Genomic DNA, 24,416 nt, shown 5'->3' on the forward strand with positions numbered 1-24,416 from the left:
CGATTTTCAACAAAATCAGTGATTCTTCCTTATAAAAGTACAAAAAACTGTTACAACCAAATCTAGAAGTTTATAACAAAGTTTATTAGACACTGTCACACCCAAATGTTTCAATTTGTTGTAACAACGATCGTCCATATCCCACGGATTTTCATATAATCTGCCCACTTTACAACTGACATACAAATCATAACCAGAAAGATACCTAAAACATAATGCGAAAACACCCTCTCGCCGAAAGGTTACGGAAAAATAACAAATAAAACACTTATTAGTCACAATAAAGGTATCAAAAAGTAATCCCCTGGTAATCTTTTGGTGATTTTATTGCATTTTTTGTTGCATCACCCAAAGGATCGTGTTACAATTACAATAAGGTATCAAAAAGTAATCTTTTTATAACCAATAAGGTTTTGGAAAATATTCATATAGTAATGGAATAGTAAACAAAAGGAGATGTGTTTTATGAGTATGATGTTTAACTTAAAAGCGGATATTGGAAATAGTAAAGTTAAGTTCAAAATTGAAGATAAGATTGAAAAAGTACCTAGTGTATACAAACGTTTGTTTAAACCTCTTGATCCAAGTGAAACAAATATTGAAAAATGTGTTGTGAATTTACTAGATGAATTACAGGTACATATTACAAGCAATACAATAAAGCGTAGTGGTCAATTTTTAGTTGGCAAACGTGCGATGAATTTTGCTAAGGATACAACAACAATGGATATTGAAGAAGGTGGAAAACATGAAGATGATCTACCGATTATTCATTTAGTTAGTATTGTAGCTGCAAAGGCAATCCAAAAGGAATTTGGAGAAACTAACACCTTACCAGCAACACTTGATGTAAAAGTAAAGCTAACTACAGCTATACCAGCAAGTGAATGGAAACCAGAACACGCTAGAGTATTAGAAAAACGATTAGTAGAAAAGCCACACATTGCAATTGTAGATGTTGCTGAAGAGAAGGTGACTGTAACAGTTAGTTTTGAACAAGTAACTGTTACTCGTGAGGGGATTCCTCCATTGTATCGAATGATTCGCGCGATTGCTGATGGTGAGAATAAGATGTTTAGAAAATACGTGGAATTTTGTAAACAAGAACTAAAATATACCGAAGAAGAAATCCAAAAAATGTTAAAACTCGAAGTGTTTTCAGCAAAGAAAATCCTGCATGTTGATATTGGTGATGGTACAACAGAGTACATTTATACAGAAGGATTAAATCCTAAACCTGATTCATGCACAGGTGAACGTCGAGGTATCGGACATGCTTTGTTAGAAGCGATAAAACTTTTACAGAATAACAGACCAGGGGTTGGAGAAATTACCCGTCAACAATTTGCTGAGATTTTATTACATGAGGAACACAAATTCCATCAAGAAGCTAAAGAGTTTTTCTATGAGACTCGTTATGTTCAAGCTGAGAATATTTTGCGCGATATTCGTAATAAATATAGAAATAATACAGCCAGTGAAGCCGAAGTCATTGCAATTTATGGAGGAGGATCAATTGCACTAGAAGAAGATTTGGAAAAAGAGTTAGTATCGTTCTGTAAAAGAAATAAATTAGAATTACTATGGATTCCGGCTGAATATGCTGTTGACATGAATATTGAAGGCTTAGATGTACTAGAAAAAGAAGTGTTAGTTTAGGTTGGTGTTAAATTATGAAGGCAAAAACAAAACCAGAACAATATGGATGGAAACTAAAAAAAGTAAATGATCCGGAATTTTGGGATTGGTACGAAAATCAAGATAATATAGGTGAATCGTTATTTACTTTAATAAAGTTTTTTATAAAACAATATGGAACGTTAGACGTAAAAAGCTTTGAAGCACAGCAAGAAATGCATAGAGATTTGTTGATGAAAGATGAATTTTATCAAGAGTTCAACAAAATGAAAAATTTATTACAAGATAATACAGTTGTTTCTAAAGTGATCACTGAACAACCTTCTGTTCAAAATATTGAACCCTCAAAAGGTGAATCTGTAAAAAAAGAGGAATCAATTAAAGAAGAAACAAAAGAAGAAGTGAAACAAGAAACATCAGCACCGAATATATTTGGTGCTGTAAATCGCGATAATATTGTTTGAATATGTGCATCAAAACTATTAAACAGAAATGTAATTGGTCATGATCCATACGAGATATATGTACAAGATTATGAACAAAAAAAGTACAGGGATATTGAAGTGAAAATGCTAGTTGTCCGTAAAGGGCAACTAGCATTTTTTTATGAGAGGGTAATAGTGAGGACAGCTGACATAATATTATAGTGTGATCTAGAGATCAGTTATATAGGTAGGATATATACAGAGATAATATATATGTACAAGCTATGTGATATATATTATATGCCAGGAACGATGGATGGTGTTTCGTACCGAAATACGAAAGATGTTGAGTTGGATTTGGATGATGGAATATGGAATGAATGGGCTGCCGGCCGCCGCGGATTTACTGTAGTTAAAAGACTAATAGCCTTTCGATTAGTTACAGTATTCGTAGAATACAGTTACTATCTCAAGGATAACTTCAGTAATCTTGATCTTTATAAGAATTAGAATCTACCTTGATATAATAGGATTTTAGTATAGAATAGCTATAGGAATAGGCACAGAACTAATTTACAAGTATTCTTACGCCTATTCCTATAGCTATTCTATTCATTTCTATAGTAATTCCATAAGTAATTCTTAAATATATTCTAAACTTATTCCTTAGTGTATTCTGTTTGAAATATCGAAGGTATTATTTGAGAAATTGATGTTTTCATCACTGATCCACTTCGATATTAATGCGAATAAAGGGTTAAATGTACTTATGAAACATTCGTATTAAAAATAAATTGAATTTTCAGAACTAACCACGTAATGGAACTAAAATAACCTATGATCAGGAGTAAAGAAAACACATCCCCTCATTCTTTTAGATGATGTTTCGCGACGAAAAAAACAAGAAAAGAAGAAGGAGAACATAAAAGAGACAAGAACCCCCTATTGCATTATGTAAGATTTTCGGCGTATAATTGCGGTACACGATTTTTAGAAAAGAGAGGTATATAGAAATGAAATACGAAACAAGTGTCAGCATGTTTTTGTCTTCACTTAAGAGTCGCGGGCGCAAAGAATCTACTCTCCAAAGATACCAATACGATCTATCTATTTTTGTCTCCTGGATCAAAAAAAGACACCCATCCCCTTCTCAAGAAGTCTTTCAATCTTTCGATACAAATACATTGTTTAGTTTCTTAAATGCTCTTAAAAGAGATCGTGGAGCGTCTATATCTAACATAAAAAGGATTAAAGGAGTTGTAATTAACTTTTTACAGTTTCATGGTAATACAAGCGATTTAAAAAGTGATGTTGCCCCTCCACCCCTTACATCAAAAAATTTCGCTTCAGATAGGGAAATACGTAAACTTATGCGCACTATAAAAAGTTTAGATGGATTATCAGAATACCAGGCATCCGGAAGAATACATATCTTGAACCGAAATATCCTGTTAGTCCGTTTCATGCTAAAGTATGGTTTATCTATTCAGGACATTATTTCGCTATCCATGAACGATTTAAAACTTAGTGAAGGTATTATTACCCCAGGACAAACAAGTGCGTTTAAACGCACCGTAAAGCTATCTAAAAAAGATAGAGAATTAGTCCTAGACTATTTAAATGACATTCCTGAAACGATACGGCCAAAACAACATAGTAACGATCCATTATTTGTAGCTTTTGATTTCGGACCACAAACATTTCGTTGGAATTATGAGAAAGATGCTCCTGGAGCATTAACGAAAATTGGTGTACAAAGGATGCTTCAAAAAGAAATTAAACGTGCAAGTATCCACGTTACTCCTACAACGTTACGGAATCGTTGGATACTAAATGCCTTACAAAAAGGAATGACGCCGGTAGAGATCAAGTTACATCTTGGTTTAAAAAGCATTGAAGCCCTACATCGTTATGTAGTGTTTTGGAGCGATATGGAGAAATCTACTTAATACGGTAAGTGAAATTTTAGATTATCTTTAAATTGTAGTAGACTGTTATTATATATAACGATAGACCTGCGGTAATATGTCAACTAAAAAATATAAACGTTTAAAGTTATCAAAGGCCTATTTGCTTAAAAAGGGGTACCGCCACATGCCCATCAACTTAAGAATCTAGACTACCCCCAAGTGTAAAAAAACGTTATTCTTTCTAAAAAGCTAACTAGAAAGGATGACGTTTTTTATGAATCTTTCGATTCAAGATGAATTACAACTATTTTCTGAAGAGCTGTGCCGTCATTTAACCCCTTCTTTTTTAGAAGAACTCGCAAAAAAATTAGGTTTTGTAAAAAGAAAACGAAAATTTTCAGGAAGTGAATTAGCTACCATTTGTATTTGGATAAGTCAAAGGACAGCGAGTGATTCCCTCGTTCGATTATGTAGCCAATTACACGCAGCTACAGGTACTCTTATGAGTCCAGAAGGACTTAATAAACGCTTTGATAAAAAAGCTGTTGAATTTCTGAAATATATTTTTTCTATATTATGGAAAGGTAAACTTTGTAAAACATCGGCTATTTCAAGCACGGCGCTTACCCACTTTCAACGTATTCGTATTTTAGATGCGACGATTTTTCAAATCCCAAAACATTTAGCTAGTATATATCCTGGATCCGGTGGTTGCGCACAAACAGCGGGTATCAAGATTCAATTAGAGTATGATTTACATAGCGGTCAATTTTTAAACTTTCAGGTAGGTCCAGGGAAAAATAATGATAAGACCTTTGGAACGGAATGTTTAGATACCTTACGTCCAGGTGACTTGTGCATTCGTGATTTAGGTTATTTTTCATTAGAAGACTTAGATCAAATGGATCAACGAGGTGCCTACTATATATCCAGATTAAAATTAAACCATACTGTTTATATAAAAAATCCGTCTCCAGAATACTTTCGAAACGGAACCGTAAAAAAGCAATCACAGTATATTCAAGTTGATTTAGAACATATCATGAACCATTTAAAACCCGGTCAAACATATGAAATAAAAGAAGCTTACATTGGAAAGAATCAAAAACTATTCACGCGTGTAATTATCTATCGTTTAACAGAAAAACAGATACAGGAACGTAGAAAAAAACAAGCCTATACGGAAAGTAAAAAGGGCATTACGTTTTCAGAAAAGAGTAAACGATTAACGGGTATCAACATATATGTCTCAAATACGCCTGAAGGGATTGTTCCGATGGAACAAATACATGACTTTTACTCCCTTCGCTGGCAAATAGAAATCATTTTTAAAACTTGGAAATCCTTATTTCAAATTCATCATTGGCAAAATATCAAACAAGAGCGATTAGAATGTCATGTGTATGGAAGGCTTATTGCCATTTTTATCTGTTCTTCTACGATGTTTAAGATACGTAAACTTCTGTTGCAAAAGAACAAAAGAGAATTAAGTGAATATAAAGCTATTGGGATGATTCAAGATCATGTATCGCTGTTATATCAAGCGATACAGAGAAACACCCAAGATCTAACAAAGATTTTAATCCGTTTGTTCGACCTCCTACAGAAGAATGGACGGAAATCTCATCGATATGAGAAGAAAACTATCTTTGATATTATGGGTGTTGTCTATGAGTATAATGGGTTTGGAAAACAAAAGAAAGCTGCATAATTTTTAAAATGAAACTCGTTAGAGTTTATTTGGTGTGTGTACTTTTCAATACCAAAAGTACATTACGAGTTTTTTAGTTGCTTTGAACGAAAGTTCATTTTATTTTTGTTCTTAAGTTGATGGGCATGGGGTACCGCCAGCATTTCGGAAAAAAAACACGCTAAGGATTTTTTCTATAAAAAGAGCCGTTATATTAAGAATAAAACGGCTCTTTTATACGTAAAGGACGTAAATTCATTTGCCCAGTGTCATGTAATCCTTCAAATTTGTATTCTCCAAGAAAATTGATATGTTCCCATCCTAACGGCCACGCATATGGCATTAAATCTTCTCTAAATTCTCCTCTTGCTTTTAATTCTTCTACGGCTTTTTCCATATATACAGTGTTCCACACACTTATAGCGTTAATAATTATGTTTAGTGCACTAGCTCTTTGTAACTGGTCTTGGAGAGCACGTTCTCTAAATTCTCCACGTTGTCCAAAAAATATAATTCTAGGGTGTTTTTGCCCATCCCCTCGAAAAAACAAGACTATAATTAAGGAGCGTTCTGAACGTATTAAACGAACAGGAATGCTCCTTTTTTTTTCTTTATCTACTAAATATCTATATTGAAAAAATAACGTAAATAAAGTACTTTAAGAAAACGTCTTTTCAGATAAAGGAGGAATAAAAGATGAAGGTTGAGGAAGTAATTATCTCCGATAATAAGATTCGTTATCTCTTGGTAAATCAGTATAGGGAAATGATTATGCCTGTGATGAAATTTCTAAAGTATAAAGATAATACAGGTACAGCACGTAATACACTTCGTTCTTACTGCTATGCACTTAAACTCTATTTTGAGTTCTTAGAACAAAAGGAACTGTCTTATACAGATGTGGGGATTGATGAGCTAGCTGAATTTGTTAGATGGCTTCAAAATCCATTCCAGAATGTGAAAGTAACAAGTATTCGTAACAATTCAAAGAAGCGTAAGGCAAGAACAATTAATATCTATTTAGACAAGATTTATGCTTTTTATGATTATCTTATGAGGCATGAAGATTACTCGATAACTTTATCAGAACGATTAAAAAAGCAATCTTCAGCTTCAAGGGGGAATTTCAAGGGATTTCTTCATCATACCTTTAAGAATAAAATGAAAGATACTAAGATACTCAAACTAAAAGTTTCAAAAGAGACATTAAAAGTACTGTCCCCGGATGAAGTACAAATCTTAATTGATGCTTGTTGTAACACCAGAGATAAGTTTCTACTGGTTCTTTTATATGAAACTGGCATGAGGATTGGTGAAGCACTTTCACTTCATTTATCCGATATTGTCCCTACGATTAGAAAAATACATATTCAGGATCGTGGAGAATTGATTAATGGCGCTGAGATTAAGACGGTATGTAGTCCTCGGACTCTAGATATTTCAAAAGAATTGGCTGATTTATACCGGCGGTATATTTTAGAGATACATACAGATGAGATAGATTCAGATTTTGTTTTCATCAAACTAACAGGGGATCGGAAAGGAACTCCACTTGATTATGCAAGCGTACAGTCCCTTTTCAAACGTTTGAAAACAAAAACTAAAATGGAAGTAACTCCTCATATGCTTCGTCATACCAACATAACGGAGTTATGGAAGACAGGAGAAATGAGACCTGAAACGCTTCAGAAGCGCGCTGGACATGCTCATATACAGACTACTATGCAAATGTATGTCCATCCCACAATGGAAGATATACAAGAAGATTGGGAGAAAGCAATGAAAAGATGAACGACGAGGAGAATCATGAATATAGTAAGTAATACATCCTATAAACCGAAGGTTACATTAGAGAAAAAAGATGAATTACTGCAGCTATTACAGGGGTATCGGATAAACGATGTGTGGGATTTAAGGGATAACTTCTTCGAAGTATATGATAGCAAAGAATCTTGGCGATCAAATAAAAAAAGAATAGATTTCACATCATTTTCTTTCTATATTCGACAAGAGTTAAAATATTTCTTTGCAATAGAAATATTAAATAGAAGTGTAACTATTGGAACTCTATTAAGTTATTCATTTACGTTTAAACATTTAGCTGCTTTTTTAAACAAACATTATCCTAACATCCATAGTTTTATAGAGATACCATATGAACGTGGTCTTATGAAATACAAAAGTTATTTAATTAATAGGAATGTCAACATCACAAATTCAAAAGGACAGATTTCAAGTAAAGCTATTGCTTTTTTTAATCGAGCGTATCAATTTCTGTTTGATTTCTATGACATAAGAGAAGAGTTTGAAAAAGATATATGGGATGTAAGAAATATTCCTAATGTACGCTATTCTAAAAGTAAAGCTGAATATCGAATATCATTTCATGATATTCATCCATCCTATAGGGAAGCTGTTAAAAAGTATGCTAAGTTTACAACGGTTTCACGTAGTTTTTCATCATTGCAAACAATATTAAGAGGAATCAAACACTTTATAGTGTTCTTACAAAAATATTATCCTAATTGGAACGGTATCACTGATTTGCAAAGATCACATATTGAACAATATTTATTATACGTTAACCATAATTTGGGCCATTTATCTGAAGGAACTAAAGCGGATTATTTGTATGGAGTAAAAGTATTTATAGATTACTTACAACGTACTGAACATCCTAAAGCACCTACTACACCTGTTTTCACTTTGTTCTTCAAGGAAGATTTCCCAAAACAAAGACGATGGAATGAAAATGAGATTAAATATATTCCTGACTCAGTAATGAGTCAGTTAGAATTGTTATTAAGTCATAATCCTGATGAACTCAATCCCCCTATGAAAGATAGCGATAAGAAATATATTCCTGTTATCATTTTACTTATGGCTACAGGATGGCGAATAAGTGATATACTCAATATTCGTTACTATAATTGCTTAATTACTGATACGAACAGAAACTATTATCTTCAAGGAGATATTCCCAAAACTGATGTTAAACAACATCGTATTCCTATAGATAAAGATGTAGCACTAATTATTCAAGCTGTCATTGAACAAACTAAAGATATGTCAACTATAGAAAATAATCCTGATCGATACTTATTCGTTCATACAAAAGGAAAACGTAAGGGGAACCCATTTTGTAGTGGGAATATATCACGAGCATTAAATCGTTTGGCTAAACGATACAACATTGTGGATCAAGATGAAAGTATCTATCATTTTCGAAACCATGCCTTTCGGCACACCAAAGGTGTGGAGCTGATTAATCTAGGAATGAATCTTACTCACATTATGAAATGGTTTGCCCACTCTACACCAGAAATGACACTAGTCTATGCTAAGATAGCCGATGATACATTGAGACGAGAATGGGAAAAGGCACAAAAGAAAAAAGGACCTCTCCTTCGTGTAAATTTAGATAATGGTCAAGTAAATGAAATGGCCATGGACGAAGACTTGATCCATTGGGAATATATACGCAGTAATATCGAGGCTATAAGAGTACCACTTGGGTTTTGCCTGGCTTCGAAGAAGGAAGGTTGTCCTTATGTTGTAACCCCATGTCTGACATGCCCAAACTTCTGTACAACCCCTGACAATCTGTGTGACTTTGAAAGAGAAATCCGGCGAGTGGAAGAACATATTCAGATGACACAAAACTACCCAATTTACAATGAGAAAACCAAGGAACAATTGGATAACCTCATCAAAATTAGAAACCAACTTGTCGAAGGCAAGTCTCATCGGGGGGAGAGTGCTAAAAAAATTCTCTTTGATGCTCAAATTATTAAAGAAAAAGGTGTATCATCATGAAACATAAACGATCTACAGATGCTATTGTAGCCTTGGCTAAAAAGAAGCGAGAAGAAACCCTACAAAAGGTTGAGAAAGCAATTAGACAACTGATTAAAGAGAATAGACGTATTAATTTCAACTCTGTCTCCGACTTCGCAGAAGTGTCCAAGTCTTACTTGTATAGTCATACTACCCTTCGTGAACGAATTGAAACGCTTCGTAAACAACAGCAACGAGCTGTATCTCCAAAATTCGAAAAACGGAAAATGAGTGATGAAAATAAAGATGCAATGATTCAATTATTACGGGATCGAATCAAGGAAGTAGAGTACGAGAATAGGCGATTAAAGGATGAAAACAAAAGACTACAAGGAAAAATGTATGAACAAATTTAATGAAATAAGGCTCTTACTTTGTGGTCATATCCACAAAGTAAGAGCCTTATATTTTCTGTTTATTTTTCATTTTAGTCTTGATTTTTCGGGAAGGGGGAATAAGAAAAAATAGGATTTTTTTGTAGATGGAGCGCCAGAGTTACTGTCATGGACTGAAAAGTATCATTCAATACAATTGTGCAGTACATTTTTAAAAGGAGTTGTAGTAAATATTTTGGTAACATTGATCTGTGTGACAATAGAACCAAATCATGAAATAAAGTGTTAGCGGACATTAACCAGCAATAATAAGAGGAATTTACTATCTTTTCAAATAAATGTTTTTGTACTTATGGTATACTATATTTACTTTCGTTTTTACGAAATCCCTAGAAAGTATGTAGAAAAGGTTCTAACTTTTTTGTTAGAACCTTTTCTTATTTTTTCGTAACAAATGCTTCTTTTAAATTTCTGATCCAAACAGCTTTATGTAAATCGGTATGAGATATCCAATTCCCTGATTCATGAGAACCGACAAATTCATTATAAATGGGATGCCAAATAATAAGATATGTTTCATTTTCATATTGTATCTCATCAAATTGCCGCAGTGATTTTCCTAATATATCGGACTGGCCAATAGGTATGGCCCCTTTTTCTAAAATTTCTTTAAACTGTTTCAAAGGCATCACACTCCTTAGCATGGGTATATGTATATATTTTTTAAAGGATGTATTCTTTCCTCTTTTATTATAGTGAATATTTTAAAAATATATGTAGAAAATGCCCCTCTATACATAAAGAGTGAATGTCAGCTTTGTTATATTACTATGTATATAATGAATGATTTATTAATAGTATAATAGGTTATTAGATAAACAAATTAATTATAATTAATATATAGTTTTAATTATATAAAGAACCATAATAAAGGAAGGAGTGCAATCTTCATTAGAGTGAACTCCTTCCTTTCCTATATTTTATATTAAGACATAGAAGAACCTTTAAATCTTTGTTAGGGGTAAAGATTTAAAGAAAAGTTTAGCTTAATGTCATTTTACATCATTGCGTTTCTAATAAAATTGATAATCAATATTCTTATTATTGAGATTATTTAGGTGTATAATACAAAAGCACGTTCTATTGTAGAACGCGCTTTTCCTGAATGAGTCTATACTAATATTTCAAACCATTTTACATGTACATTATCATTATAACACATAACTGACAAAAAATAACGAAAAATCAAATTATTGAAAGGGGATTTATTTGACTTTTAATAATTTCTCTTGAAATAGGGTAGTATGTAAAAAGAAGCTTTTCTATTTAAGAAAGCTTCTTTTCTTCCAAATTATGTTCATATTCTTTAACTCTTCTATAAAATGTATTACTCTTCATGCCTACTCTTTGCATGGCTTCTACTGCAGTAATTTTATGATTTTTCCATTCTTGATAAGCTCCTTTAAAATTATCATCAATTTCAACTTTTTTGCGGCCAAATTTAACTCCTTTTTGAAGTGCAATTGTAATTCCTTCTTTTTGTCGTTCGCGGATTCTTTTTCTTTCATCTTCAGCCATATAACTTAATAACTGTAAAATCAAATCTGAAATAAGAGTTTCAATTCCATTTAAATCTTTATATTTCATAGTGTTAAGAAGTGGCATATCTAACACAACGATATCAATCTTTTTTTCTTTAATTAATTCTTGCCATTCGTCTAAAATCATTTGTTTATTTCTTCCCAAACGATCTAATGATTGAATATATAAAAGATCGCCTTTTCTCAACATACGTTTCATAAGTTGATATTCAGGACGTTTGAAATCTTTTCCACTTGCTCTTTCTATAAAGATGTATTCTTCAGGAATACTGATCTCTGTTGCGGTTGCGAGTTGTCTCTCAATAGATTGATCTTTACTACTTACTCTAATATAAAAGAATTTTCTCATTATGTATTCCTTCCCCATTTCAAATCCCACATAAAATCTATAATTATAAAAATTTGATGGTTATAAGATATAATTATTACACTTTAATGTCAAATTCTATACAACTCTAATGACATATTTCAAAAATAATTATGTTATAATTGTGAAATATTAAAACCTACTCAAACACACCATGTCAAAAAGTATACTTTTTGACATGGTGTAATCTATTATAACTATAACTCATAAGGAGATGTAGAAAACGATTGAATATGAATATTCAAAAAAGATTAACTATTTTAACTACAGATGAAATAAATCAACTTTATAGTAGACCTCTTTTTACAACTAAAGAGCGCGTACAATATTTTGCTCTTTCTCAAATGGAAACTGAATTGTTATATACTTTACGCTCAATAAAATCTAAAATTTATTTCATTCTTCAACTTGGATACTTTAAGTCAAAGCATTTATTTTTTCAATTTAACCTATGTGAAGTGAAAGAGGAGATTCAATATATTCTTAAAGTCCATTTCAATAATGCTGAGTTCTCAGATTTTGGATCTATTGATAAGAAAACTAGGCTAAATCAACAACAACTTATTCTCAAGCGATTTAACTATTGTCTTTGTGATTCACAATCTCGACTAGATTTAAAAGAACAAGCTCGTAGAGCTGCAGCTATAAGTGGGAAACCAATTTTTATTTTTCGCGAGCTTATAAATTATTTAACTACTAAACGAATTATTATTCCTGGTTATAGCTTTATACAAGAGGTTATAGGAAATGCTATTACATATGAACAAAAACGCCTTATAAGGATTATACAAAAACAGCTATCCGAGACGGATAAACAGCATTTAAAAGAATTATTATATAATCCTTCTGGTTTATATAAGATTACTCGAATCAAACATGAACCTAAAGACTTTAGTATGAATGAAATTAAACGAGAAATTGAATATGGGAAAGAAATGTATCCTCTTTTTCAACTGGCCAATTCAATTTTGCCACAACTAAAAATTTCTAATGAAAGTATTAAATATTACGCTTCTTTAGTAGAATATTATTCCGTATATAAATTAAAAAGGTTTAATGAATCCCTTATAAATCTTTATTTATTGTGCTTTATTTTTTATCGATACCAAAGAATGAATGATAATTTGATTAATAGTTTTATTTATAAAATGAGAAAATACAATGATGATATCGTATCCTTTGCAAAAGACCAAGTATATAACTATTACACAGAAAACCAAGAAGATTTCAAGAAAGTCGGAAATGTTTTACAGGTTATAATAGATGAAAATATTTCCGAATATACAGTATTTAAAGACATACAAAGACGGGTATTTTCTATCCTAGACCGTCCTAGATTAACCGAGCTAGCAAATCAAATCCTGAATACTTCGAAGATAGATGAAAAAGCGTTCCGTTGGGAACGTATTGATACATTAGCTTTACAATTCAAGAGACAAATTCGTCCGATTTTTATGACGATTGATTTTGTTACAACAGATATTGAAGATCCTCTTATGGATGCAATACATTTTTTAAAAGAAGTTTTTATGAAACGAAAAACTTTACTTAAATATGATATCGAAGATATTCCACAAACCTTTATACAAAATGGTACCAAACGTTACCTTTACACGAAAGATGATGTGCATTCAAAACGTTTACTAATAGATCGATATGAATTTTTAATTTATCATTCTTTATGGCATCGCTTACAATCAGGAGATATTTTTTGTAGAGATAGCATACAGTATAGAAGTTTTGAAGATGATTTAGTCGATGAAAATACGTGGGTACATAAAGAGAGTATGATTCAAGATTTCAATTTAACTAAGCTACAACAACCCATCGAACAACATTTAAAAGAACTTGAAAACAAATTGGACGCTCGTATCATCTCTATTAATAAAAGGATTACTTCTGGAAAAAACAAACATGTTCAAGTGAAAAAACATAAAAATCATCATTCTTGGACACTTCCATATACTCGAGCTTCAGCTCTTATTAATCATTCTTTTTTCGATGTATTACCACAAGTTGATATGAGAAGCATCCTGTATTTTGTAAATCAGCAATGCAATTTTCTAGATAACTTTGAACATATTCTGGGACGCTATGCCAATCAAAAAGCAAATGATTATACTCTTATTCCATGTTTAATAGCTTGGGGAACAAATATGGGGTTATATAGAATGGGAGAAGTCTCTGATATGGATTTTTCAAAATTAGCTACTACATCAGCTAATTTTATTCGATTAGAAACATTAAAAGATGCTAATGATTGTATCAGTAATGCCACAAGTCAACTTCCTATTTTCCCGTATTTTAACATTGATGATTTCATCCATTCAAGTAGTGATGGCCAAAAATACGAAACACAGATTCATACACTACAGTCCCGTCATTCTTCTAAATATTTTGGAATGAATAAAGGAATCACTTCTTATACAATGGTGGCTAACCACATTCCAATTCAAGCAAGAATTATTGGTGCAAATGAGCATGAAAGCCATTATGTATTTGATATTTTATACAATAATACAACCAATATAAAGCCTACTATCCATTCTACAGATACACATGGAACGAATGAAGTTAATTTTGCTATTTTAGATTTGTTTGGTTACCAATTTGCACCTAGATATAAAGATATTCAAGCAACGATATCTCGAAATTTATATGGTTTTCAACATCCAAGCCATTATGAAGAATTACTGATTAAACCTGTGCGTAAAATTAATACAGATCTCATTGTAAAAGAATGGGACAATATAAAACGAATTATGGTATCTCTTGCTTTAAAGACGACGACTCAAAATGTTATTGTACGAAAATTAAGTTCTTATGCACGAAAAAATCAAACCAAGCGAGCATTATGGGAGTATGATAACATCATTAAAAGTCTATATTTTTTAGAATATATTGATTCATTATCATTACGTCAAAATGTTCAAAAATCACTAAATCGTGGAGAAAGTTATCATAAATTACGTCGATCCGTATCATATGCAAACTTTGGGAAACTCCGTTTCAAGACTGAACAAGATCAGCACATTTGGAATGAATGTAGTAGGCTGCTCAGCAACTGTATTGTTTATTACAATGCGAGTATATTATCTAACTTACTAATAAAATCTAAAGATACAAGGATTGTGATGAAAATATTACAGCATATTTCACCAATTGCATGGCAACATATCAATTTTTATGGTCGTTATGAATTTAGTAAATCACCAACGGTAGTAAATATAGAGGAAATTCTTGAGAGTATCAATAAAGACGCTATTCTAACCAGCTTAACACGAGAAGACCCCTTGGAAAAATGAAGTATCGCTGTCCTTATTCCCCCTTTTCGGGGGGATGGGCAAAAATACCCTTCTAGCTAATGCATTGATTGCTTCTCCTTTATTTAAACCTTTTTGAACCCGTCTCCTTACGGCTTTATTAGATATGTAATCCAGCGTAAAGAGGGTTTTCTCGATTCGTCCCATTTCTCCAAGTGCTGTTGCGAGTTTATTTTGTCTTGCATATGATCCGAGCTTCCCCATGATAAGAGCGCTAGATACTTTTCCTGTTTGAACCGAGTATGCCAACCTTCTAATATCTTCATAGTTTTCTTTTATTAACTTTACATTAATTTTTCCTTTTAAAAGTGCTTGAACATTTTCATATTCTTCTCCACCAGGTATAGAAAAAAGCTTAGTATCTGCCAAATCACGAATACGAGGAGCAAATCGAAATCCCAACAAGTGTGTTAAAGCGAAAACTTGATCTGTATATCCAGCTGTATCTGTGTAATGTTCTTCAATTTTTAAATCTGTTTCATGATGAAGAAGCCCATCTAATACATGAAGAGCATCTCGTGCATTGGTAGTAATGACTTTCACATGATAGGCAGATAGCTGATCACTTACAAATCGATAAATGGTTCCACCTTTTCCCGTTCCATAGTGTGGATTGGAATCTGCATGTAGAGAACGTACAGCAATGGATAAACGCATACCATCAGAAGAAGAAGTTGTCCCATCTCCCCAATAGGATGATAACTTTTGTTCCTTTTGGAAATTCACGAGAATAGATTGAGCGCGAACCATTGCATCATCATACATTCTCCATTGTGAAGCATTTGCCATTTGTCTATAGGAGATTCCAGGGGTAGCTTCCGCCATTTTTGTAAGACCTATATTTGTCCCCATTGCCATCAAAGTAGCTAATACAATATTCTGTTCCTCTTGATCAGGAGATTGATTGGTAGAGGCGTGGATAAATTGATCATGAAATCCAGTCCAACTGGCCACTTCTATTAGTAAATCTGTCAGTTTTATTCTGGGTAACATACTATGAAGAAGTTTACTAAATGCTTTTGCTTCTTCTGGAGTTCCTCTATCCAATCGCTCAACATGTAGTTTTCCTTGACTAATATCTACTCCTTCTAATTTCTCGCTATTTTTTGATAACCATTCTAAATGTTCATTTAATCGGTTTATTCGGTCAGTTATATAATCTTCAGCTTTTAAAGGGGCTGTAAGGCCATTTGGAATGTTTGAAACTTCGTTCCATTCATCATACGGTATAAGATAATCATCAAATGCCTTATGATGTCTACTGCCTGATACAAAAATATCTCCTGAACGAATATGATTTCTTAACTCGGTTAAAGCTGCCAATTCATAATAGTGCCGATTAATGTTTCCGTCATCATCATATACATGTTTTTGCCAACGGTTAGATACAAAGTGTAAGGGAGCGCCATGAGGCACTTTTCGTTTACCTGTTTCATTCAATTCATGAATCGTATCAAGTGCTTGTAAAACGGGTTCTCCAGATTTCGTCGCTCTAAAATGAAGACTGCGTAATAAAGTAGGTGCATATCGTCTAACATAGGAATAACGAGTATTTAACAAATCCAAATAGTCATAATTTAAAGGCCGTGATAGTTGTTTTGCTTCTTCAACAGATTCGACCATCTCATTCCATGACATTACTTCATCTAGGGCTGCAAAAGCATCTTTACCCGTTTCTTTTGCCTCAATTAGTGTCCCGCATACAGTAATAAATTGTAAAATCTTCTCGTTTAATTTTTTCCCATTTGCTTGCTGTATTTCGTCTTGTTCTTTTTTCCCTTTTGTTTGAAGATTCATCATAAGACGATCATGAATTTCAATTGCGTAATCTATAAGGTCTTGTGTAATCTCCAATAAAAATGAGACTAACATACTATATCTTTTTACTTCATTGAATCGTCTAAAAGCATATGGCTCATATTTTGATCCTAATCTAGCGAGCTGCCGAAGACGATTTGTATTAATTTTTGTGGTATCAATAGTAAGACCAATTTTTTGAACAAATTGTAATCGGTCTATTACTTTTAAAAATGATTCTGGTGAAGGCTGGGCCGGTACATCTTTTAGCCATGCTAATGGAGATTTACCATTTATAGTTGGTAAAAGTAACGCATCTAATTGATCTTTTTGTTCTTGGACCAAACCGTCATGTAGTATACTATACACTTTCTGATCTGCTTGTTGCTTTGCTTCCCAGACGATATCTTCAATCACATACATAGCTGGAAGAATGACTTTCATTTTTCGCAATGTAGATATTGTTATTTCAATTAAATAGAGGGTATTATTGTTATCCATTGCTTGTTGCACTAAAAATTGTAATAAAGTTTCTTTATATTCAGAAGAAAAATTCTGATATCCATATTCTGTTCGAATTTCCCCAAGATGCTCCCATAAAGTATTCCCACGTTTGGCATATACTAAAAATTCTTCAGGTGGAATCTGTAACTGACTCGCAACGTAAGCCACTACATATTGTGGAATGTCTTTATATTCTGTTAAGGACCAGCCAGGATAACGAATTAATGCAAGCTGAAGAGCGAACCCTAAACGATTGTATCCTCTACGGTGTTTTAATATTAAATGTAAGTCATGTTTAGAAAAAGTATGAAATGTTACCAAATCCCATTCTGTTAAACGTGATAAATCCATTAACTCATTTCGTTGTGCCTCTGACAGTAATTGTTTAACTCCCATTGTTTCCCCTTTACTCCTTTATAAGAGCTCCATTTTATTTTTTAGCTGCAGTTGGTTTGGATTTGTGTAAAGTAGTGTCGTATGGATGTTAGAGTGCCCAGCTTGATTTGCAACTTCATGAATGCTAAATCCTTTTTCAATTGCATTCGTACAGAAGAAGTGTCGTAATTGGTGTGGAGTAATAACATTGCTGTATGATTTAAAGATACGATTGACGACCGTACGGTCGAGCTTTTCTCGCTTTTTACTAATAAAAAGATACGGAGATTCATGTGCTGTACTGTATGTTTTTCGATCGATGAGATAATCTTTGATAGCACTAAGTACCTTACTATTTAGTAATACAATTCGTTGTTTACCTCCTTTTCCACTTCGAATAATACATTCCCCAGTCTGTAAATTGAAGTCATTCATTTTGATAGATAATGCCTCTGAAATACGTACTCCTGTATATGCTAGGAGAGTGGCAATTGCATAATTACGTTTGTTATTATCCTCTAACACACTTTGTAAAAACTTTTTTACATCTAATTCAACAATTTGGGTTGGAGAAGCATAGACAGTTTGAACCTTTATCATGTCTGTTTTTAAAATTACTTGATCTTGTTGACTTCCTTTCTGTATTAGAAATTCATTAAATTTAGCAAGGCTACTAATCTTGTGGTTAATGGACTTGGCGTTCAACATTTTGACATTCTTTAAATAACTAATGTACTCTAAGATATTTTGTCGGTACAATTTTGTTAATTTTCTGTCATAGGAACCTTCAAACCATTTTATGTACTGTCTAATACCTGATGTGTATCCCTGAACAGTGTTCTCAGTTTTATTCTCTTGTTTAAGATAAGAAGAAAACTGTTTTGCAACATCCATGTGATTTCCTCCGCGTCTATAAATTGTGTTGCGTCTAAAAGTATTTATTTATCGATAAATTGTGTTGCGTTAAACCCCTAGATTTATATTTATTATAACACCTAATACAACACAATTAATATTGTGTTGTATTATTTTTTGTATAAAAAAAGACACTGTATGTGTCTTGGAATAATGATATATTTTCTGATTTTTTAACTCTGATTTTCTTAGCGTGGTTTTTTTCCGAAATGCTGGCGGTACCCCATGCCCATCAACTTAAGGATAGAAACTCTACGGTTTTCCATTAATTGAAATGAACAAACTTTTAAACAGTATAATCCTCTTAAAAATGAGCATACGAAATAAACCCTAACGGGTTTCATTTTTTTCTTATGCAGCTTTCTTTTGTTTTCTCAATCCATTATACTCATAGACAACACCCATAATATCAAAGATAGTTTTCTTCTCATATCGATGGGATTTCCGGCCATTTTTCTTTAGTAGGGTAAACAGGCGGATTAAAACCTTTGTTATTATACGGGTGTTTCTCTGTATCGCTTGATATAACAGGGATAGATGATCTTGAATCATCCCAATTGCTTTATATTCGCTTAGTTCTCTTTTGTGCTTTTGCAACAGAAGTTGGCGCATCTTAAACATCGTGGAAGAACATATAAAAATGGCAATGAGTTTTCCATACACATGGCATTCTAATCGCTCTTGTTTGATAGTTTGCCAATGATGAATTTGAAATAGAGATTTCCACGTTTTAAATATGATTTCGATCTGCCAGCGGAGGGAGTAAAAATCATGGATTTGTTCCATCGGAACCACTTCCCAAGGCGTATTCGTAACATATATGTTGATACCCGTTAATCGTTTACTCTTTTCTGAAAATGTAATCCCCTTTTTACTTTCGGTATAGCTTTGTTTTTTTCTACGTTCCAGTATTTGTTCCTCTGTTAATCGGTAGATAATTACTCTTGTAAATAATCTTTGATTCTTGCCAATATACGACTCTTTTATTTCATACGTTTGTCCTGGTTTTAACGTGTGCATAATGTTCTCTAAATCAACTTGGATATACTGTGACTGTTTTTTGATTGTCCCATTTCGAAAGTATTCTGGAAATGGATTTTTCGTATAGACGGTATGGTTTAACTTAAGTCTTGATATATAGCACACGCCACGTTGATCCATTTGATCTAAGTCTTCCAATGAAAAATATCCTAAATCACGAATACACAGATCACCCGGCCGTAAGGTATCTAAGCAATCTGTTCCAAATGTTTTATCATTATTTTTTCCAGGACCTACCTGGAAGTTTAAAAACTGTCCGCTGTGTAAGTCATATTCTAATTGAATCTTGATACCTGCAGTTTGTGCACAACCACCTGACCCAGGATATACATGTGCTAAATGTTTCGGTACTTGGAAAATCGTCGCATCTAAAATACGGATTCGTTGAAAATACGTGAGTGCTGCACTTGAAATGGCTGATGTTTTACAAAGTTTACTTTTCCATAATGCAGAAAAAATATATTTCAAAAATTCAACCGCTTTTTTATCAAAGCGTTTATTGAGTCCTTCTGGACTCATAAGAGTGCCTGTGGCGGCGTGTAATTGACTGCATAGTCGAACGAGAGAATCACTCGCTGTACGTTGACTGACCCAGATACATATGGTAGCTAATTCATTTCCTGAAAACTTTCGTTTTCTTTTTACAAAACCTAATTCTTTAGCGAGTTCTTCCAAAAGAGAAGGGGTTAAATGACGATACAGCTCTTCAGAAAATAGTTGTAATTCATCTTGAATTGAAAGATTCATAAAAAATGTCATCCTTTCTAGCTAGCTTTTTAGAAAGAATAACGTTTTTTGACACTTGGGGGTAGTGCAAATTCTTAAGTTGATGGGCATGTGGCGGTACCCCGTTAAGTAAAGCCTTCGCAAAAAAACATTTAAATATCACTCGTTAAATCATACAAAAAACGGACATCATTCTTTTAAGAGTGATGCCCGTTTTTTATTCATATAAAAATTTCCTTATTTATCTGTCAATACAAGTCAGTAATCATTCTTTATTTGCACACCTTACATTTTAAAGCATATATTATTCCTCCATAAGAAGTAATTCCACGCTGTCCACGATGAATGTTCCTTCCGTTTCTCCGATCTCAATCCATACCTTATCGGTTTCTGGGAAGTACTCTAATTCTTTTGTCACATAGCCAGCTGGTAGTGGTGTGTAATCCCCATATCCTCTGTTAGATTCACAAGGATTGTCTCTTCGTCCATCTGTATATGCTTTTTCTTCATAGGCTGATGCATAATCAGCTGGTACAGAAGAATTGCTTTCATAGGCTCCGTCATATCCTCGATTACGAGAAGTGTACGTACCCTCATATTCTTCTTGAGTCGCAGTATAATCATTACACGTTACCGTGTTGTTTGGATATACTTCCTCTTCTACACAGTTGCTAAACTTCAGTTCGTCTGTATTGTTCTCGATCTCATGAATGGTTACGCAACCTTCTCCATATCCCTCCTTGTACGCTGTGACACGAAGGATATAGCCACGACCCGGACAGACACGAACTTCTTGTGACACTTCTGCTTCCCATTCCGGAACAACAAGGACCGAACGGTGGTTGTTTTGTTCTTCTACATCTACATGCCCTTTCACGTTCCAGCAGGATAAGCCATTATTAAAATCACCATTTTTAATGACATTTCTCGCATCATATAGGGAGAATGCAGTGAAAATACGCCCTTCTAATTCTTCAAAAATAGCCGCATTGACACCCGGAATCACAGACAGCTCAGGCAGATAAGCTTCTCGAATGCTATGAACGCGTTTATCTGCCGCATGAATCATCGCGATGTTGGTATCCGCTTGTAATCTATCATATTGAGAGTTTACAAATAAAGCATCTACAGATTCTTTTGCCTCTTTATAAACAATATTTGTTTCCCATTCCAATTTTTCACGTTTGTCTCTCCATTTTTTCTCCGCTCTTTTCACACGAGCTAGTGCTTCTCCTACTAATGGTTTCTCTTCGAGAAATTCTAGATTTCCTAGTCTTGCATGGCCATCTTGCGTCTTAATCTTGAATATCACCCATACACCTAAGTCCTCATTTAAGTCTGTACATCCAACATCAATGTCCAAGGAGAAATGATGGGAATGATGGGCACATTTTCCGATTGGACTTGGGGCTGAAAGCGGCCATAAGGAACCCGTACCTGGCACATTTACTGTTTCGTGTTTGGCATTGTAGCGAATTAAATAGATTTCTAAGTCTTGACTATCTTCGATATACCCTCTTAATTGGTAACGGGTATAGGCTTTTAATTTCGACTCATCTATTTTTTGATATAAATACGTTGGATAGCACTCATCAAAGGTACCCAATAGCGTAACGTAATTCTCTTTGAATACGTCATCGCCTCCTTGGATGGTAATATCCGTACTTCCTCTCCAGCCACGGTCTAGTTGTCTATTGATCCCTCTAAAGTTTGGATCTTGAAGTAAATTCCGCTCATCACTAAGTCGCTTCGCATGTTTGACTTTCTCGGACAATTCTTTTTTTTCATCCAGACAAAATTCATCAGATAAACACTCAACTAAATTGGATACTTGATCAATATGATAATCCGTCACATCTGTTTTTAACCCGATTTGATTGGAAGAAGTAAACAGCTCATTCACCGCCTTTTGTGCTCTTTCTAAATCATATTCTGCCTCAAAGGTTACTTCTGCCGGAACAAATTCAATTCGATCTATATAAACTTCATTGCCTGAATTGAAGACATGAGCACTTAACGTAAATACACTTGATCCATTTGAAAAGTTAAACGGAGTAGTAAAACCTACAGTCCTAAAGCTTCCGGACTGTAAATTACTCCCACTACTCATAGTTGCTGAAAAATTCCCCTGATTAATAGGTCTTCCGTCAATTGATGTATGGAATTGTAAATTTGTGGTAGAAGCGTAGCGAATTCTTACCCGATATCTTTGTGATAATGGTGCAGTAATATTTACTCTTAAGGTTGAAATCTGGCCAGGTGAAGTTCTTCGAAGAATATCTCCTCCTGTAAATCCTGGTCCTTTAACGACAGAAGTTCCAGAGCCAAGATTAGTAGATTTTGTTAAAGGTATTTGTGTAATTTGTGATGAAGGAATTATATTATTAAATTCAGCACTACGATGTATCCAAGAGAACATAGGAGCTCTTATTATACTTACACTACTATTACTAAAGCCTGAACGAAACATTGAAACATGGCTTAATCGATGACTAAATCCTTGCCTAGGTGGCACGTTGTTATTCTGTGGCGGTATTTCATCCAGCGAATCTACCGTTCCGCTTTTTCTGTATACAGCGGATGGCAAATTTGAGGAGGTTCCATAAGCAAATTCTGTCCCGTCAAGAACAGATAGTTGTTGATTATTTATCCCTATATTAAAAGGTCTTCTATATAAAGTGGACGATAATGTTCTATACACGCCCTGACCTAGTTGAGCAACAATACGTTGTTGTGGAGCTGCATTTCCCATAGTTCCATATAGCGGAAAAGTGAATTCTGGCCCCGAAAACCCTACAGGAGAAGCCATTATTTGATGCCCTGACCAATAATATTCTCCTCTATGAGCATCCGTATAGATGGTTATACTGTTAAGTATATCCATCAAATGTGGACTCCTAATACTTCCTTCTATGCCCTGAGCCGAGCCTCGAAAACTACCATCAAAATTTTCTAATACTGGGTTTGTATAAATTTCTCTTGTTAATTGGGAAACTGTTCGAATTGGATACGTTCTACTATCATAGTTCGGAAATAGAGAAACGATATCTAATACAGTTAGTGTTAATTCTCTTCTAAATTGATTATATCTTATCCAATCTCTAGAATCCGGTCCCCATACACGCTCTAATCCCGTATTGTACCAGCGTACAGCATGATCTGTATAGTTGCCAATAAGCCTAGTTAAATCATTATAACGACTATTGATAGTCGCGGCATCAAATCCCCACCTTTGTCCAAACACTGAAACATCTCTCAAAACTGATAAATGTAAATTTGCAGCTTGAACATATACTGATAAAAGAGGAACTTGATAATTTTGAACTGCAAAAAGAGGAATAGCGGTTGTAAGGGCACTGTTCATGTCATTGAATTGAATACGCATCTCTTCTCTTAATGCTGGATTAGTAGGATCTGCTTCCCACTCTCTAAAAGATTCTGCGTAAATTTGATAAAGATTGCTTAGTCCTTCTAATCTAGAAATGGCTTGGTTCCTAGCGAATTCTTCTATTCTTTGGTTAATTAACTGTTCAATTTGTACAAGAAATGCGTCCCATTGAGAGGGACCAAAAATTCCCCATATTATATCAACTAGTCCTAACACAAATCCAGCACCGGGAACAAATTCACTCAAAAGAAATTGCGTTAGCGACAAGGAAATATCGATTGGGGTGTAACCAGTTTCTATTCTTTCTCCACCTAATACTTCTACTTCAGGGTTACTTAAACAATTATAAGGAATGCATTCATTGATGTTCGGATTGTTATCCATAAGTTACCTCCATCTCTTTTATTAAGATACCAATTCATTATGATATAATACTGTTTTTCATTACTACAATTTAAAACATATGACTCATCTTATGAAAAAATGCACAAAGTGCAACTAATTTTACTAAATATCAATTTTTGACCCAGGGTGTTAACAATCT

General features: G+C 33.7%; 14 protein-coding genes and 2 pseudogenes. 9 read left to right on the top strand and 7 right to left on the bottom strand.

Annotated features, from left to right (window positions below; translation table 11 throughout):
- Positions 1-465 precede the first annotated feature (465 nt).
- From QCI79_RS33535 to QCI79_RS33555, 5 genes are all read left to right on the top strand, one after another.
- Positions 466-1,659, top strand: coding sequence for a ParM/StbA family protein (locus QCI79_RS33535; RefSeq protein WP_000062290.1), 1,194 nt, complete (start codon positions 466-468; stop codon positions 1,657-1,659).
- A gap of 14 nt (positions 1,660-1,673) precedes the next feature.
- Positions 1,674-2,102, top strand: a complete 429-nt coding sequence (locus tag QCI79_RS33540; protein WP_000645017.1) for a hypothetical protein — start codon at positions 1,674-1,676, stop codon at positions 2,100-2,102.
- Between the two features lie 234 nt (positions 2,103-2,336).
- On the top strand, positions 2,337-2,573 hold the full coding sequence (locus QCI79_RS33545) for a hypothetical protein (protein WP_000277226.1): 237 nt from the start codon (positions 2,337-2,339) through the stop codon (positions 2,571-2,573).
- A gap of 503 nt (positions 2,574-3,076) precedes the next feature.
- Complete coding sequence (locus QCI79_RS33550; RefSeq protein ID WP_000873092.1) at positions 3,077-4,012, top strand: tyrosine-type recombinase/integrase; 936 nt, start codon at positions 3,077-3,079, stop codon at positions 4,010-4,012.
- Between the two features lie 235 nt (positions 4,013-4,247).
- The gene (locus QCI79_RS33555; protein ID WP_001053955.1) at positions 4,248-5,684 is read left to right on the top strand and encodes an IS4-like element IS231A family transposase; all 1,437 of its coding nucleotides are present in this window, start codon (positions 4,248-4,250) and stop codon (positions 5,682-5,684) included.
- A 193-nt stretch (positions 5,685-5,877) separates the two neighbouring features.
- Here QCI79_RS33555 and QCI79_RS33560 read toward each other — a convergent pair.
- Positions 5,878-6,318, bottom strand: a pseudogene (locus tag QCI79_RS33560) (Tn3 family transposase); the annotation flags it as partial.
- Between the two features lie 41 nt (positions 6,319-6,359).
- Between QCI79_RS33560 and QCI79_RS33565 the strand changes: the two are divergent.
- The 3 genes from QCI79_RS33565 to QCI79_RS33575 are packed head-to-tail and all read left to right on the top strand — an operon-like array spanning position 6,360 to position 9,856.
- The gene (locus tag QCI79_RS33565; protein ID WP_353842275.1) at positions 6,360-7,454 is read left to right on the top strand and encodes a tyrosine-type recombinase/integrase; all 1,095 of its coding nucleotides are present in this window, start codon (positions 6,360-6,362) and stop codon (positions 7,452-7,454) included.
- A gap of 15 nt (positions 7,455-7,469) precedes the next feature.
- On the top strand, positions 7,470-9,479 hold the full coding sequence (locus QCI79_RS33570; RefSeq protein WP_001028548.1) for a tyrosine-type recombinase/integrase: 2,010 nt from the start codon (positions 7,470-7,472) through the stop codon (positions 9,477-9,479).
- The gene (locus QCI79_RS33575) at positions 9,476-9,856 is read left to right on the top strand and encodes a DUF6262 family protein (protein WP_000681129.1); all 381 of its coding nucleotides are present in this window, start codon (positions 9,476-9,478) and stop codon (positions 9,854-9,856) included. The genes QCI79_RS33570 and QCI79_RS33575 overlap by 4 nt, the downstream gene beginning before the upstream one ends.
- A 416-nt stretch (positions 9,857-10,272) precedes the next feature.
- Here QCI79_RS33575 and QCI79_RS33580 read toward each other — a convergent pair whose 3' ends face one another.
- Positions 10,273-10,524 (bottom strand): hypothetical protein, encoded by a 252-nt coding sequence (locus QCI79_RS33580; RefSeq protein WP_031303061.1) that lies wholly within the window; start codon positions 10,522-10,524, stop codon positions 10,273-10,275.
- Between the two features lie 637 nt (positions 10,525-11,161).
- Positions 11,162-11,785, bottom strand: coding sequence for a recombinase family protein (locus QCI79_RS33585; protein WP_021727887.1), 624 nt, complete (start codon positions 11,783-11,785; stop codon positions 11,162-11,164).
- Positions 11,786-12,036: 251 nt separating this feature from the next.
- Here QCI79_RS33585 and QCI79_RS33590 point away from each other — a divergent pair, with 251 nt between their 5' ends.
- Positions 12,037-15,108, top strand: a complete 3,072-nt coding sequence (locus tag QCI79_RS33590) for a Tn3 family transposase (RefSeq protein WP_021729420.1) — start codon at positions 12,037-12,039, stop codon at positions 15,106-15,108.
- A gap of 42 nt (positions 15,109-15,150) precedes the next feature.
- On the opposite strand, the pseudogene QCI79_RS33595 reads toward QCI79_RS33590, so the two are convergent.
- The 4 genes and pseudogenes from QCI79_RS33595 to cry1Ab all read right to left on the bottom strand — a co-directional run.
- Positions 15,151-17,823, bottom strand: a pseudogene (locus QCI79_RS33595) (Tn3 family transposase); the annotation flags it as partial.
- Positions 17,824-17,841: 18 nt separating this feature from the next.
- Positions 17,842-18,696 carry a TnP I resolvase gene (gene tnpI, locus QCI79_RS33600; protein WP_000382147.1) on the bottom strand — a complete coding sequence of 285 codons (855 nt, stop codon included), beginning with the start codon at positions 18,694-18,696 and terminating at the stop codon, positions 17,842-17,844.
- 372 nt (positions 18,697-19,068) lie between these two features.
- Positions 19,069-20,505, bottom strand: coding sequence for an IS4-like element IS231C family transposase (locus QCI79_RS33605; protein ID WP_001053969.1), 1,437 nt, complete (start codon positions 20,503-20,505; stop codon positions 19,069-19,071).
- 283 nt (positions 20,506-20,788) lie between these two features.
- Positions 20,789-24,256 carry a pesticidal crystal protein Cry1Ab gene (cry1Ab, locus tag QCI79_RS33610; RefSeq protein WP_000369819.1) on the bottom strand — a complete coding sequence of 1,156 codons (3,468 nt, stop codon included), beginning with the start codon at positions 24,254-24,256 and terminating at the stop codon, positions 20,789-20,791.
- Positions 24,257-24,416 lie beyond the last annotated feature (160 nt).

This window comes from Bacillus cereus group sp. MG1 (assembly GCF_040460035.1).
Lineage (GTDB): Bacteria > Bacillota > Bacilli > Bacillales > Bacillaceae_G > Bacillus_A > Bacillus_A cereus.